Source organism: Pseudomonas fluorescens, assembly GCF_902497895.1.
Classification (GTDB): domain Bacteria; phylum Pseudomonadota; class Gammaproteobacteria; order Pseudomonadales; family Pseudomonadaceae; genus Aquipseudomonas; species Aquipseudomonas fluorescens_BP.
This window is the reverse complement of sequence record NZ_CABVHQ010000005.1, coordinates 72,438-86,287: the sequence shown is the minus strand read 5'-3', so window position 1 is coordinate 86,287 and position 13,850 is coordinate 72,438. Positions and strand designations below refer to the sequence as shown.

The window sequence follows — 13,850 nt, the reverse complement described above, 5'->3', positions numbered from 1 at the left end:
CTTTGACTTGAAACCCACGGAAGAGGCGTCAGGTTATCGACCTCCGCCCATCTAGGAATGTTGTTCATGGAACGTAACGCAGCTACAAAAACGCTTAGCGCGCAACTGATGCGCGGGCGACTCGAGGTCAAAGTTGATGATGCCGTCATCGCCCCCGACTCACTGTTCGGATTTGCCGAGCGCCGTAACCCGAAGCGTGCGTTTCTGTTCGTGTCCAAAGTGTTGGGGCGTCACATTCCTGTACGACCGTCCGTGATGAACGCAAGCTTCGAAAGCCTGGCTGCGCAAATCCCTGATGACTTGCCAGGACCGGTCCTCGTTATCGGCATGGCCGAGACTGCAGTTGGCCTCGGTGCCGGTGTTCATCGCGCCTTCAGCGCCACCCGCCCTGATACGGTCTACATAGTCAGTACGCGCCACCCGACAGGTACCGAACTGTTTGCTCGCTTTGAAGAAGAGCACAGTCATGCCAGCGCGCACCTGATCCACTTGCCCGTCGAACCCGATGTTCGGGAAATGATGCAGAACGCCCGTTCGCTGGTGCTGGTTGACGACGAGGCATCCACTGGCAAGACCTTCATCAATTTGCACCGCGCTCTGGTCGATGCGGGCCTGACCAAGGTCGAGCGTGTCGTAACCTGCGTTCTGACGGATTGGTCCGGCGGCGCTGTCCGCAACACCATTGGCGCATCTGCACATCAGGTTTCCCTGTTGCAGGGCTCTTACCGCTTTATCGAAGACGCCGACGCCCCCTTACCGCAAATGCCGTCCGTAGGCACTATCGCCCCTGGCGAGTGGCCGCTGTCGCCGCGCAACGACTGGGGCCGTCTGGGCGTGCGCAACGTGGAAGACACCCTGGCACCGGACCTGCCGGTCAAGCCTGGTGAACGAATCCTGGTGGTGGGCACCAGTGAGTTCGTATGGCGACCATTCCTCCTCGCGGAGCGCCTGGAACGTGCTGGCGCTGACGTGCATTTCAGCTCGACGAGTCGCTCACCCATCGCGCTAGGCCACGCCATCGAGCACGCATTGTCGTTTTCGGACAACTATGGTCTCGGCATTCCCAATTTCCTCTACAACGTTCGCCCTGGCCAGTTTGACCGCGTGCTGATCTGCTCCGAAACCCCTGCGCAGGCCGTTTCCGCTGAACTGCTGGCAACCTTGAGCGCGGAGGTAATCATCAATGAGCAGTAATCGCCCCCTGGTGTTGATAGATCTGGATGACACTCTGTTCCAAACCGCTCGCAAGATGAAAGAAGGGGCGCCACGTTACCCAGCGACCCTCGACGTGGATGGACAACCGAACGGCTTCATGAGCCCGGTTCAGAAGTCCTTTGCCGAATGGCTGCTCTCGACGGCCGACGTTGTGCCGGTTACCGCACGCAGTGTCGAAGCCTACAGCCGGGTGAAACTGCCCTTTAGCTTCGGGGCCGTCTGTTCACATGGCGGCGTGATTCTGGGCCCTGACGGGAAACTCGATCAGGACTGGCAAGCGCACATGCGTGAAATCCTCGACGGTTTCCAATGTCGCCTGCCAGCCCTGAGTGAAGCAACGCTCGCAATCGGCAAGGAACTTGGCATCTCGTTGCGCGGGTGGGTGGTTGAAGAGGAAGGTTTGCGCAACTACGTGGTCACCAAACACAACGAATCCAACGACGATGTCCTAAGCACCGTACTCGCTGAAGTCCAGGCCCAGGGGCTGTTGGACGGAATGCACATTCACGCGAACAGCAACAATCTGGCATTCCTGCCTGCAGGCCTGTCGAAGCGCGTGGCAGTTCAGGAATGGCTTCGCCGTGATCGCGAGGTCAATGGCGAACGTCCGGTGCTGGGTTTTGGCGACAGCATCACCGACCTGGGCTTCATGGACGAGTGTCATCTGTGGGCGACCCCGGCGCGCAGCCAACTGGCCAAGCTTTTCGGGGATGCGATTAATGGCTAGGGCTATTTGCGACTTCAAAACCGTGGGCAGCGGTAGCTACGCACCTGACGACGTTCACTTCCTGCTTCAGCCGGTTCAGATGGAAGTGACGGATGTCGAAGAGAAGGAGCGTCTGATTCAAACGAAGCAGAAGCACTACTCCGAGATGATCAGTCTGGAGAGCGCTCCGACTGAAGTTCACAAGGCGCTCTACGAGCGGGCACTCGCGCATAACGGCAACCGTATGGCCACGGACGTTCAGTCCCTGGCTCTGGCGCTGAATGACGCTTGCGTGGGCCCTTCGATAATTCTGGTGTCTTTCGTCCGTGCAGGCCTCCCGCTGGGTGTACTGCTGCGCCGGGCACTGATCGACATGGGCCGAAACGCCTACCACTATGGAATCAGCATCGTCCGTGATCGCGGGATCGACACCGTTGCGCTGGAAGCAATCATCCAGGCACATGGCGCCGAGCAGATCTTTTTTGTCGACGGCTGGACCGGCAAAGGTGCGATTTGCGGCGAGATCAAGCGAAGCCTGAACGGGGACTCTCGCTTCCCGGAAGAACCGCGACTGGTGGTGCTGGCTGACCCTTGCGGCCGAGCCTGGCTGGCGGCTTCGGCAGAGGACTGGGTTATTCCGTCGGGCATTTTGGGCGCCACAGTTTCCGGCCTCGTTTCTCGTTCTATCTGGCCTGCCGACGGCGGACTGCACGGCTGCGTGGTCTACGACCACCTGCATGAACACGATGTGACCCGTGAGTTCATCGAGCAGATTGAGGTAAAGCGCCGGGCCTTGGGACAAGTAGCCCACGCTTCGCCGTGGACAGACAGTCAAAGACTGGAACTCCAGGCAGCCGCCTCATACGTAGTCGAGTTGTTGGCCGAACGCTTTGACATCACGAATTTGAACCGGGTGAAACCGGGGATCGCCGAGGCAACCCGCGCCGTACTGCGCCGCGTACCTGACCAGGTCTTGGTCCGGGACCGCAGCGACAGTGATGTTCAACTGCTGCTGCACCTCACTGAGGCCGCGGGCGTTACCGTGGAAGAGGTCGGTTCCGATCTGGGGCCTTACAGGGCGGTGACTATCATTCGGAGCTTGAGCTGATGAAGAGACGTTCTCCATACGCCCTTGGGGCCACGCTCTACATGCCGGCCACGCGAGTGGATCTGCTTGACGTGGTTTTTCGCACCAGGCTGCCAGAACTTCGTTCGTTGGTGGTTTGCCTGGAAGACGCAGTGGCGGACATTGATGTCGACACAGCGCTGCGCAATCTGCATATCCTGCTGACTGCGATTGACCAACGGGGTGGCCGCCCGGCGGATGGTCCACTGTTGTTCGTCCGTCCCCGAGATTCGGAGATGGCGGCCGTACTGAATGACTGGCCGCTGATGCGGCATGTTGACGGGTTCGTCGTCCCAAAACTGACGCTTCGTAACTTGGGCGCATGGGAGCAGGCGGTAACCAATCCTGACTTGTTCCTCATGCCGACCCTGGAAACTCACGACGTATTCAACCCGGGGGCAATGGTCGAATTGGGCCAGGCGCTCAAGGCAAACCTCGACCAGCGAATCATCGCCCTGCGCATTGGCGGGAACGATCTGATGGGGTGCCTGGGCCTTCGGCGCAACCCGACCACAACGCTATACCAGACCCCGATGAGCTTCGTCATACCGATGCTGGCCGGGATTATGGGCTCGCAGGGCTTCGCCCTGACCGCTCCGGTATTTGAGCAGCTCGCTACACCGGACTTGCTCAAAGAGGAGCTGGAGCTGGATATCGCGCATGGTCTTGTAGGCAAGACAGCGATTCATCCAAGCCAGATCAGCATCATCCAGGACACGCTGCGCGTTAGCCTCGAAGACCTGAACAGCGCGAAGTTGATCGTGAGTGACGTTGCCCCGGCCGTGTTCAGGCACAACGATGTGATGTGTGAGCCTGCGACCCATTACAAGTGGGCAGTCAAGATCCTCGAGCGTGCACAGTGGCACGGCGTGAAGCAAGCAGAAGTTGGCGGCGGTGAGCCGCCGATTCGCCTGGCCGAGGCAGCTCGATGACACAGGAATCGCTCGAGGCTGATGTACAAGGGAAGAGGGTGCTGGCGGTCTTTGACTTCGACGGCACCCTTACCCGGCATGACAGCTTCGTCCCATTCCTTAGGTTTGCCTTCGGAACGCGAGAGTTCAGCCGGCGCATTCTGCTGCTCGCGCTACCCAGCATTCGTTTCCTCGCGCGGCGAATGAACCGAGACCAACTCAAAGCACATTTGGTCAGCACGTTTCTGACCGGCGTTGAAGCGGAATGGCTGCAGCAACAAGCAGAAATATTTTGTACGGTGTTTTGGACCCGGCTGATGCGCCCTTCAGGGTTACCATCCCTCGTTGCCGAGGTGGAAGCCGGTGCGGTGGTCACTCTGTGCTCTGCATCTCCCGCCCTGGTGCTTCAACCTTTCGCTGATCGCCTTGGCGTCAAGCTAATCGGCACGGAGCTTGAGGTTGTCGATGGTTTGCTGACGGGGCGCATCACGGGCAACAACTGCAGGTGCGAGAACAAGGTACTCAGGCTTGAGGCTGTCTATGGACCGCTGAGTCAATACCAGCTCAAAGCATGGGGTGACACCCGTGGCGATCATGAACTGCTGGCCGCGGCACAAGAAGCACACTGGCGACATTTTCATCCTGCGTGGCGTCGTGGACGCCAGCAGGGAACCAAAGTCGGGAATTAAGGTGTGAGCGATGTTGCGCTCATCAACCTGCGAGTAACGGTCAAACCGGATCACCTCGCAAACATAGCAGATCAACAAGGAGCGTAAAGATGGCACTTACCCTGAGCAAAAACCAATCCATCTCCCTGGAAAAAACCGCCGGTGGCGGACTGACCAATATCAGCCTCGGCCTCGGTTGGGATCCGGTGAAAGCCGGCTTCCTTGGCAAGTTGATGGGGAACGGCGGCGAGATCGATCTTGACGCTTCTTGCATCCTCCTCGACAGCGACCTGAAATCCATTGATCTGGTCTGGTTCCGCCAACTGAAGTCCCAGGACGGTTCGATCAAGCACTCGGGCGACAATCGCACCGGTGACGGCAATGGTGACGACGAAACCATTCACGTTGACCTGCAGCGCCTGCCTGCATCGGTTAAATATCTGGTGTTCACCGTAAACAGCTTCACCGGGCAGACATTCGAGAAAGTAGAAAACGCCTACTGCCGTATCGTGAACGCTGGCAATAAGTCGGAGCTGGCGCGCTTCAACTTGTCCGAGCGAGGCGGTCACACCGGCATCGTCATGGCGAGCCTGGCACGCGAAAGTGGCGGTTGGGAGTTCAAGGCAATCGGCAAGGTTACCAACGGCCGCACTGCCGATGACCTGGTGAGTCTGGCTGTTCAGGCGGTGCGCTAATGGCGACTCTCGTACCTGGCGGTAATGCGTCGGTTGCCACCGGCCAGCTTCGCGTCGATATCAACTACTCGCCGATTCCCGGGGCTGAAATTGATGTCTCGGCTTTTGCGCTGGGCGCTGCAGGCAAAGTCCGCGGCGACGGCGATATGTGCTTCTACGGGCAAACCAGTGTGCTGGGCGGCGCGGTGCAGATGACTGAGTCGTCTGCCGGTCGCGCAGTGTTCACCCTTGATCTGAGCCGTCTGGAAGCTGTTGTCGAGAAAGTGGCTTTGACTGCCACGATCTACGAAAACAAGGCCAGCTTCGACCGTGTCTCGCAGCTCTCGGTAGCGGTGTCAGGCGGGATTGAAGCTCAGCTTCCCACCGGTGGCATGAAGGAAACTGCACTCATCCTCGGCGAGTTCTACCGCCGCCAGGGCGAGTGGAAGTTCCGCTGCGTAGCCCAAGGCTTCGCTGGTGGCCTGGAACCCTTGGCCAAGCATTTTGGTGTTGAAGTCGCGGCTCCAGCTCCAGCTCCGACACCTGCGCCCGCTCAAGCCGCTCCCCAGCCTGCCCCGGTCCCGCCGGCCGCACCGAAGTCTTCGATCAGCCTGAGCAAGGTCACGCTCGACAAGACACGCTCCTCGATCAGCCTCGAGAAAACCGCTGCTGGTTTCGGCGAGATCAAAGTGAACTTGAACTGGAACCAGGGTAAAGGTGGCGGTTTCTTCAGCCGTAGCAAATCCATCGACCTCGACGTCGGCTGTCTCTATGAACTTCAGGATGGTCGCAAGGGCGTGGTGCAAGCCTTGGGCAAAGCATTTGGTAGCCTGAAACGCGAGCCTTATATCCAACTCATGGGCGACGACCGTACCGGCTCTGTTGCGGGAGGGGAGTGGCTGCACATTAACGGGACGCAGTGGAGTGAGGTCCGGCGCATCTTGATCTACGCCTTCATTTACGAAGGGGTACCTGACTGGAAAGAGACCGATGGAGTTGTGACCATCTACATCCCTGGCCAGCCAGACATTGAGGTAAGGCTTAACGAGGAGGGTGGGCGTGAAGGCACGTGCGCTATCGCTTTGCTGGAAAATGTCAACGGTGCCGTCAAGGTCTCCCGGCGGGTGGACTTCCACCGAGGGCAAGCTGTGATGGACAAAGCATATGACTGGGGCATGCGCTGGTCCTCTGGCTCGAAATAAAAATCTTGGCGGGGTCCTCTGACCCCGCCTTTTGAGGGGAACTCAAAATGCTTGCATGGCTTAAAACGAACGCGGCGAAAGCCCGTGACACGCTGACCACTGAGGTCGCGAAATTCAAGAACCAGAAGTTCATGGACGCCACCACCGCGGGTTGCGCAATTGTCGCTGCGGCTGATGACGACATCTCGGCGGTTGAGAAGTCGAAGATGGTTGGATTTATCACCAACTCGCCTGAACTGAAAGTCTTCGACCTCAAGGACGTGATCAATTCCTTCAACGACCACTGCGCGAAGTTCGAGTTCGACCTACAGATCGGTCGGGCTGAAGCTCTGAAGGTTGTCGGCAAGCTCAAAGGCAACGATGGCGCTGCTCGCCTGTTGGTACGTGTCGTATGTTCTGTCGGCGCCTCGGATGGCAACTTCGACGACAAGGAAAAAGCGGCCTGCCGTTTGATCTGCCTTGAGCTGGGCCTCAACCCAGCTGATTTCGAACTCTAAGGAGCCGTACCGTGGAAGCTACTCAAATCGGATTCCCTCCGCTGACCATGGCTGTATTCGTCGGGATCGCGCTCGGAGCGCTTCTGCTCGATATGGTCACTCACCGTGGCGACAAGCCAATTTCGCTGGCTAAAGCCTCGATATGGTCGGTGTTCTGGATCGCCATCTCGATGGTGTTTGCAGGCTTCCTTTACGTCCAGCATGGCCCGGCAGTCGCAAGTCTTTTCGTAACCGGCTACGCCCTGGAGAAAGTCCTGAGCGTGGACAACCTGTTCGTATTCATGGCGATCTTCGCCTGGTTCAAAGTGCCGGATGGCTTGCGCCACCGGGTTCTGTACTGGGGCATCATCGGCGCTATCGTGTTCCGCGGCATTTTCGTTGCCATCGGCACCGGCCTCTTGGCCTTCGGACCCTGGGTCGAGATCGTATTTGCGCTGATCGTTGCGTGGACTGCAGTCATGATGCTGCGCGCCGGCGGCGATGCCGAAGAGGAAGAAGACTATTCCAAGCACATGGCGTATCGCTTCGCACAGAAGCTGTTCCCGGTATGGCCAAAGCTGTACGGTCACAATTTCTTTGTGACTCGCAAGGCCCTGCAGGTAGAACTCCAGAAACCCGAAAACAAAGGTATGACTCTGGCGGCAAAAGGCACAATTTTCGCTACCCCGCTGTTCCTCTGCCTGGTGGTTGCTGAAGTGTCTGATGTGCTGTTCGCATTTGACTCCGTGCCGGCGATTATCGCGGTGAGCCGTGAGCCCCTGATCGTCTATTCGGCCATGCTGTTCGCCATTCTCGGCTTGCGGACGATGTACTTCGTCCTCGAAGCGTCAAAACGCTACCTGGTCCACTTGGAGAAAGCGGTCGTCGCACTGCTGTTCTTCATCGCAGTCAAGCTCGGCTTGAATGCGACCGACCACATGTTCCACCACGGCTATAACATTGACGCGAACACCAGCTTGCTGATCGTCATGATTGTCCTGGTTATCGGCGTCGTCGCGAGTTGGATCTTCCCTGAGAAAGAAGAAACCCAACCCGAAAGCAACTGAGCAATAGCATTTACCACAAGGAGCTCTACCCATGGCACTGACACTTCAAAAAGGCGGCAATCTGTCTCTCACGAAAACCGATGCAAGCTTGAACAAGCTTCTGATCGGTCTGGGTTGGGATCCTCGCGCCACCGATGGCGTTGAGTTTGACCTGGACGCCAGCGCCTTTCTACTGGGTGCAAACGGCAAGGTACGCAGTGAAGCTGACTTCGTCTTCTACAACCAGCTGAAGAGCACCGACGGCTCGGTTGAGCATACCGGTGACAACCGTACCGGTGCTGGTGATGGCGACGATGAAGTGTTGAAGGTCGACCTGAGCCGCGTTCCGGCTGACGTAGACAAGATCGCATTCATCGTGACCATCCACGATGCAGATGGTCGCAAGCAGAACTTCGGCCAAGTGGGCGGCTCGTTCATCCGCATCGCCAACGAAGTGACCGGCGCTGAGGTCGTTCGTTACGACCTGGCCGAAGATGCCTCGACCGAAACTGCGATGATCTTCGCAGAGTTGTACCGCAACAACGGCGAGTGGAAATTCCGTGCCGTTGGCCAAGGCTTCGCTGGCGGCCTGAAGGCGCTTGCGAATTCGTTTGGCATGAATTTCTGAATCAGTGCCGTTGGACAATATTTCGCTATCGGCCTAGAGTCGCTGGCGAGATCACCGGCATGAAAGCTTGATCGAACCCACGGAACAAGGAATCTGAAAATGGCTGTAAGTCTGTCTAAAGGCGGTAACGTCTCGCTGTCCAAAGAAGCCCCGGGCCTGACCGAAGTAACCGTTGGCCTTGGCTGGGACCCACGCGTTACTGATGGCTCCAAGTTCGACCTCGACGCTTCGATCTTCATCGTTGGCGAGAACGGCAAGGTTCTCGACGACAATAGCTTCATCTTCTACAACAACAAGAAGTCTGCCGACGGTTCGGTCGAGCACATGGGCGACAACCAGTCGGGCGACGGCGAAGGCGACGATGAACAAGCCACCGTCAAGCTGAATGGCCTGGCCGCTGCAGTGAAGAAACTTGTCTTCGCTGTGACCATCCACGACTCGGTAGAGCGTAAGCAGAGCTTCGGTCAGGTTTCCAATGCCTACATCCGCGTTGTGAACAAGGCTGACGGCAAAGAGCTGGCTCGCTATGACCTGAGTGAAGATTCCTCGACCGAGACCGCCATGATTTTTGGCGAGCTGTATCGCAGTGGTGAAGAGTTCAAGTTCAAGGCGATCGGCCAAGGTTTCGCCGGCGGCCTGAAGCCTCTGGCTGAATCCCACGGTGTGAGCATCGGCTAACCCGAAAAGGGTTGAGAAAGCCTCCGGAGACGGGGGCTTTTTCTTGCCTGCAGAAATGCCGGCGCGGGAATACCCGAGGGGAGGGGCGTTACTGGATGATGCCTTTCGCTGTGGCTTCTTTGATCCAGGTCGGGAACTCAGCCGATTGACGACTTCCTGAACTCGCCCCCGCGAATACTGGATAAAAATCGACTTAAACCCTCTGGATTACGTATTTCCAGCCTATTTTGGGTGGTGCGTCCTTTTCCAAGATGGCAATATGCTACACCTCTTTGCGTACCCCTGATCATCCAGGGTCTAACGCTTGAATTCTGACAAGGAACAGTTGGATGCTCGTCGCACTTGTTGTTTTGAACGCGATCTATCTGATCTGCAGCCTCCTGTTCAATGCTGAACTTTTGAACATGGCGGGGGCCGACATTCCGCTGAAAAAACTCGAAGTCCTTGAGACCTATAGCCAGGTTTTGGCCTCCACAAGTATGTGCCTGCTTGTGTGGCGCCTCTGCTATCGCCGCTATCAAGGCAAGGGCAGGGTGCTCTGGTACTGGCTTGCCGCTTCGACTGTGATCGTCGCTCCTGCCACCTGGTCGTTCCAGGGTGCAGCCCCCGACTGGATAGCCGAAAAATTCCCTGGATCGCTGCGCGTCAGCAGTCTGTACGCATACGTCACCAAAAAGGGTCTGCTCTACGACTCGCTGAACATTCCCGAGATTCCCTACAAGGAATACAAAGACCAGGGTGAGGGCAAGGCATTCATCGCAAACCTTGGGGTTCTAATGAGCGTTCAAGGTGCGTATGTCGAGCGCATCGACAAAAACTTCCGAGGCTTCTGCGCTGCTGTATTCCGGGGCTATACGTCCCGAAATGGAGATGCTCTCTACGAGCGCCTGCAAGAAACCGTTGTGCCCAACATCGACGACATCATCAGAACGTACGCAAAGCTTGAAGGCTTTCGCGCGGCTGGAATTCCCGGGAACGAATGGAAACCTATCCAGTGGCCAAGTGCCGGGGTGGACCTGGGCTATCAACCAGGCATTGACGAGTACGCCAGATCGATCAATCCGGGTGTAAGAAGCCGGGACGCTCTCGCCAACACTACCGAAGTCCGCTACATGGCCAAGAGCGCTCTAGGCCCTCTTTATGTGCGAGGTATGAATCTGTTGGCGACCCGCCAGCAATTTCAGAGCTACCTCCCCGGCATTGCCGACAACATGGCGTTCGACGTAGCGCATACCGACATCCAGGGTGCAGAAGGCCTGAATGTGGTGAAGAACATGTGGTTTATCCCGTTCTCACTTCTGAGCGGTTTGTTCTTCGGTGCCATCAGTCTTGTGGTTCTGATCATCTCGGGTGTTGAAGCCCTGCGGAGCAGGCCGCGTCGAATTCGCTTTGTGCGCCCGATCGCAATTGCTTCGATCGTTATATTCCCGCTAGCCGTCGGCAATGGGATTGTCGAAAGCACCGGATACCGGGATGCGTTCCAAAGTCTGGGCAAGCAACCCCTACTACTGGCCTCGGTATTCAACTGGGCCATGTCCTCAGAAGCAATGCTTTACAACCTGACAAAGCCTCTGCTGAAAGCAGAGTGAACTCACACAAAAGGGAGATTCACCGTGCGTAAAAAGCTTATCGTTTCCATCCTGGCAGTAGCTATCGGAGCAAGCTCTGGCTGTGCCCAACTGGGCATCAACAAGCAACAGGCCGGTACTGCGATTGGCGTCCTTGCCGGGGCGGTTGCGGGCTCCTTCATGGGTAAAGGCAATGGTCAGATTGTTGCTGTTCTGCTCACCAGTGCGATCGGTGGCTACATCGGAAATAAAATTGGCGCAATGCTCGATGACAAGGACAAGCAAGCGCTGGCACTGCGCACTCAGGAAGCCCTGAGCCTGCCGACAAGTGCTTCGGCCCAACCGGTCACCTGGACCTCTGCGCACTCGGGCGCGACTGCGCAGATCGTCCAGGGCAAAGAATACACCGAGACCAAAACTGTTGAAGTGAAGCGCGCTCCGAAGATCGCAGCGGTCCCGTCGATGAAGCTCATCAACGAACCGTATCTGACCAAGAGCAGTTCGAACGTGCGTGCCGCACCAGACAAAAGTGCCGACAAGGTCGGTGGTCTGCAGTCCGGTACAGAGTTCACTGCAGTTGGCTCCACCGGCGATTGGATTCTGGTAGGCCGTAAGGGTGTGACCGTAGGCTACATACACAAGGATCTCGTTACCCCTAAAGCTGACGCTATAGCCAGGAACGTCAAACCGGCCCACAACCTCGACGAAATGAACGTGGCCGCTGATAAAGAAACCAAGGCTTTCGACCTGGATTCGATCCCGACCCTGCCAACGCAGCAAGTTGCAGCAGAAACCTCCTGCCGTCCGGTGACTGTGAGCCTGAAAGCGGCAGACGGTAATAGCCAGCAGGAAAATAACACCTTCTGCAAGCAAGCCAACGGCACCTGGGAACTCATCTAAGGATCTCCATGAAAAACCGCGCACTCGCTCTCGCTGTAGTGAGTGCTTGCGGCATCGCGCCGCAAGCATTTGCACACGAGCTTGCCTATTCGAAAACAGAGCAGATCCACGTCATCGTTGAGGGTGATGCAACCAACTGGTGCAAACCAGAAGTTGCCATCACCATCCAGCGGCCAGCCTGGGATGACCAGAAGCCGTTGAATACGCTGCTCAGTAAGCTGCCCTTCATCCTTGGACAAGAATGTCCGACCGCGAAGGTCAATTGGAAAGCTGTCGACGCGAAGGGGGCTGTTTACGCCACTGGGCTGGGCAATGCGACCAACCTGGGCATCGCCACTTTGACTGCACCGCCCGCACCTGCTGCCGCGCCAGTAGCACCATCTCCAGCAGCAGCAGCTCCGGCACCAGCAGAAGCAGCACCAGCAGCTCCTGCACCAGTAGCAGCCGCACCGGTAGCACCAACACAGGTAGCCCCGGCACCTCCTGCCACGCCGGTAGAACCAGCTCCAGCACCTGCAGCACCAGCGACCCCGGCCTCTACTGCCGTCCAGCCGGTAGAGCCCGCATCAGCTCCTGCAGTGCCAGCGGCCACTGCCCCAGTATCTGTTGCGCCGGTAGCTCCTGCCCCAGCAAAAGAAGTAGCAGCTCCAGCTCCTGTAGAACCTGCAGCCCCAGCCCCTACCGTTGCAGCACCGGTGGCCTCTTCACCAACTGTTGCAGCACCAGTAGCTCCTGCTGCGCCAGTAGCGCCACAGGCCGCCATTGCTGCAGTACCGACCGCTGACTTCGGCCGTTCTTTGGCTCTGGCCAACAAGAACCTTATTGGAATCACCGACGGCGCCGGTTGCAAATGGCTGGTCAGCAAGTCGGCGATTGACGAGAGTGAACCGAGCTTCGCCTTCGCCTCCACGCCTGTGATGCCGTGTGCTGCCTCCGGTTATGCCGAAGGTCCGTTCGAGAAGTTGCGCTGGTCGATCCCGAACACCTATCGCGGCGATTCCTGGTCCCGGACATATGTCCACCCGAGCGGCCTGATGTTCAACCAATCCATCAGTTCGGCAGTGAAAGGCAAGTCACTGTCTTATCTGAGTGGCAACGCCGACCAGGCCCTTTTCCTGCTGGGCGAGATTCCAGCCCGGCGCATGAAGGTCTACCTGGCATTCCAGCGTCCCACCTATCGCATACTCACACCGTTCAGTAGCGACCCCTACTATGTAGTAGAAACGGTTAACGAAGACTTTGCCCTTGATCCGGCCGAGTACAAGCGAGCAGTGCTTGAGGTGTATCAATTGGTGAAGGCGACCTCGCCATCGACCGTGGACGTCCAGAACCTGTACATCGCGAAAACCCTGGAAACCCTCTATCCGGACTCCGGCTACTCCTCCAGTGACAGTTTAAAGATCGTTCGCAACCGTATGGGTGAAAACCGTGGCGAGTTCTTCTTTGACGTCCGCGAAGGGACCAACTACGCGCTGCGTCGTGAAGAAGTCCGCTTGCGTGAAGCCCGCCGTCTGCAAGAGCAGAAGGCTGAACTGCACACCCGCGTGCTCAATCGTTACCAGCAGCTGAAAGAAGGGATGAAGGAATTCGCAGGCCGTGAGGCTGAAGCCCTGGCCCAGATGGCAGGCATCAGTGTTACGTTCCCGTCCCCGATGGCAATGCTCGACCCGTCGACCTCGAAGTCGGCGACGCCAATGATGATCCACGTCACGGGCAAAAGCGGCGATTTCTACGAGATCGACTTTCCGCGTAAAGGCCGGGTACAGGCTGACGCCGATCTGGAAAATCAGTGGTACGTGATTCATGCCGCCAACATGACCCCGTATCTTCCTCTCGAAGACGGCCGTGCAATTGCGACCTTCCGCGTGTATGCCGCCGGCCCCCCTGAGGCCTGCAAGCAGGATCACTGCGCAGACCGAGTGTCCTTCGGCGCGGTGTTGGCCAAGGAATTTCCGAACGCCGGCATCGACTTCAGTTGGACCCCGGAAGTTTCCCAGCAGTACGTGACTGCCTGGCAGCAAGCATCTGCCCAAATTGAGTGAGGCCACGCCA

14 protein-coding genes are annotated in these 13,850 nt (G+C 57.7%); all 14 read left to right on the top strand.

The window, feature by feature from the left end; genetic code table 11:
- Positions 1-66: 66 nt before the first annotated feature.
- The 14 genes from F8N21_RS04060 to F8N21_RS03995 all read left to right on the top strand — a co-directional run bounded on the left by F8N21_RS04060 (position 67) and on the right by F8N21_RS03995 (position 13,840).
- Positions 67-1,194: a phosphoribosyltransferase domain-containing protein gene (locus F8N21_RS04060; protein ID WP_191624183.1), complete on the top strand. Its 1,128-nt coding sequence runs from the start codon at positions 67-69 to the stop codon at positions 1,192-1,194.
- On the top strand, positions 1,184-1,942 hold the full coding sequence (locus F8N21_RS04055; protein ID WP_150640902.1) for a trehalose phosphatase: 759 nt from the start codon (positions 1,184-1,186) through the stop codon (positions 1,940-1,942). The genes F8N21_RS04060 and F8N21_RS04055 overlap by 11 nt, the downstream gene beginning before the upstream one ends.
- Entirely contained in the window at positions 1,935-3,029 is a 1,095-nt protein-coding gene (locus F8N21_RS04050; protein WP_150640901.1) for a cysteine protease StiP family protein, read from the top strand. The genes F8N21_RS04055 and F8N21_RS04050 overlap by 8 nt, the downstream gene beginning before the upstream one ends.
- Positions 3,029-3,979 carry an HpcH/HpaI aldolase/citrate lyase family protein gene (locus F8N21_RS04045; protein WP_150640900.1) on the top strand — a complete coding sequence of 317 codons (951 nt, stop codon included), beginning with the start codon at positions 3,029-3,031 and terminating at the stop codon, positions 3,977-3,979. Before F8N21_RS04050 ends, F8N21_RS04045 begins: the two co-directional genes overlap by 1 nt.
- Positions 3,976-4,647 carry an HAD family hydrolase gene (locus F8N21_RS04040; protein WP_150640899.1) on the top strand — a complete coding sequence of 224 codons (672 nt, stop codon included), beginning with the start codon at positions 3,976-3,978 and terminating at the stop codon, positions 4,645-4,647. The genes F8N21_RS04045 and F8N21_RS04040 overlap by 4 nt, the downstream gene beginning before the upstream one ends.
- Before the next feature lie 89 nt (positions 4,648-4,736).
- Positions 4,737-5,321 carry a TerD family protein gene (locus tag F8N21_RS04035; protein WP_150640898.1) on the top strand — a complete coding sequence of 195 codons (585 nt, stop codon included), beginning with the start codon at positions 4,737-4,739 and terminating at the stop codon, positions 5,319-5,321.
- A complete protein-coding gene (locus F8N21_RS04030; protein ID WP_150640897.1) occupies positions 5,321-6,502 on the top strand; it encodes a TerD family protein in 1,182 nt (393 codons plus the stop codon). The genes F8N21_RS04035 and F8N21_RS04030 overlap by 1 nt, the downstream gene beginning before the upstream one ends.
- Before the next feature lie 47 nt (positions 6,503-6,549).
- The gene (locus F8N21_RS04025; RefSeq protein ID WP_150640896.1) at positions 6,550-6,999 is read left to right on the top strand and encodes a tellurite resistance TerB family protein; all 450 of its coding nucleotides are present in this window, start codon (positions 6,550-6,552) and stop codon (positions 6,997-6,999) included.
- An 11-nt stretch (positions 7,000-7,010) separates the two neighbouring features.
- Positions 7,011-8,045, top strand: coding sequence for a TerC/Alx family metal homeostasis membrane protein (locus tag F8N21_RS04020; RefSeq protein WP_150640895.1), 1,035 nt, complete (start codon positions 7,011-7,013; stop codon positions 8,043-8,045).
- Between the two features lie 31 nt (positions 8,046-8,076).
- A complete protein-coding gene (locus tag F8N21_RS04015; protein ID WP_150640894.1) occupies positions 8,077-8,652 on the top strand; it encodes a TerD family protein in 576 nt (191 codons plus the stop codon).
- Positions 8,653-8,751: 99 nt separating this feature from the next.
- Complete coding sequence (locus tag F8N21_RS04010; RefSeq protein WP_150640893.1) at positions 8,752-9,330, top strand: TerD family protein; 579 nt, start codon at positions 8,752-8,754, stop codon at positions 9,328-9,330.
- A gap of 329 nt (positions 9,331-9,659) precedes the next feature.
- Positions 9,660-10,919 (top strand): hypothetical protein, encoded by a 1,260-nt coding sequence (locus tag F8N21_RS04005; protein WP_150640892.1) that lies wholly within the window; start codon positions 9,660-9,662, stop codon positions 10,917-10,919.
- Between the two features lie 24 nt (positions 10,920-10,943).
- Positions 10,944-11,798, top strand: a complete 855-nt coding sequence (locus F8N21_RS04000; protein WP_150640891.1) for an SH3 domain-containing protein — start codon at positions 10,944-10,946, stop codon at positions 11,796-11,798.
- 8 nt (positions 11,799-11,806) lie between these two features.
- On the top strand, positions 11,807-13,840 hold the full coding sequence (locus F8N21_RS03995; protein ID WP_150640890.1) for a hypothetical protein: 2,034 nt from the start codon (positions 11,807-11,809) through the stop codon (positions 13,838-13,840).
- The last annotated feature ends 10 nt before the right edge of the window (positions 13,841-13,850 follow it).

Bases quoted from the DNA above. Each gene is read 5' to 3' on its own strand.
- F8N21_RS04060 (WP_191624183.1), top strand. From the start codon at position 67: ATGGAACGTAACGCAGCTACAAAAACGCTTAGCGCGCAACTGATGCGC.
- F8N21_RS04055 (WP_150640902.1), top strand. From the start codon at position 1,184: ATGAGCAGTAATCGCCCCCTGGTGTTGATAGATCTGGATGACACTCTG.
- F8N21_RS04050 (WP_150640901.1), top strand. From the start codon at position 1,935: ATGGCTAGGGCTATTTGCGACTTCAAAACCGTGGGCAGCGGTAGCTAC.
- F8N21_RS04045 (WP_150640900.1), top strand. From the start codon at position 3,029: ATGAAGAGACGTTCTCCATACGCCCTTGGGGCCACGCTCTACATGCCG.
- F8N21_RS04040 (WP_150640899.1), top strand. From the start codon at position 3,976: ATGACACAGGAATCGCTCGAGGCTGATGTACAAGGGAAGAGGGTGCTG.
- F8N21_RS04035 (WP_150640898.1), top strand. From the start codon at position 4,737: ATGGCACTTACCCTGAGCAAAAACCAATCCATCTCCCTGGAAAAAACC.
- F8N21_RS04030 (WP_150640897.1), top strand. From the start codon at position 5,321: ATGGCGACTCTCGTACCTGGCGGTAATGCGTCGGTTGCCACCGGCCAG.
- F8N21_RS04025 (WP_150640896.1), top strand. From the start codon at position 6,550: ATGCTTGCATGGCTTAAAACGAACGCGGCGAAAGCCCGTGACACGCTG.
- F8N21_RS04015 (WP_150640894.1), top strand. From the start codon at position 8,077: ATGGCACTGACACTTCAAAAAGGCGGCAATCTGTCTCTCACGAAAACC.
- F8N21_RS04010 (WP_150640893.1), top strand. From the start codon at position 8,752: ATGGCTGTAAGTCTGTCTAAAGGCGGTAACGTCTCGCTGTCCAAAGAA.
- F8N21_RS04005 (WP_150640892.1), top strand. From the start codon at position 9,660: ATGCTCGTCGCACTTGTTGTTTTGAACGCGATCTATCTGATCTGCAGC.
- F8N21_RS03995 (WP_150640890.1), top strand. From the start codon at position 11,807: ATGAAAAACCGCGCACTCGCTCTCGCTGTAGTGAGTGCTTGCGGCATC.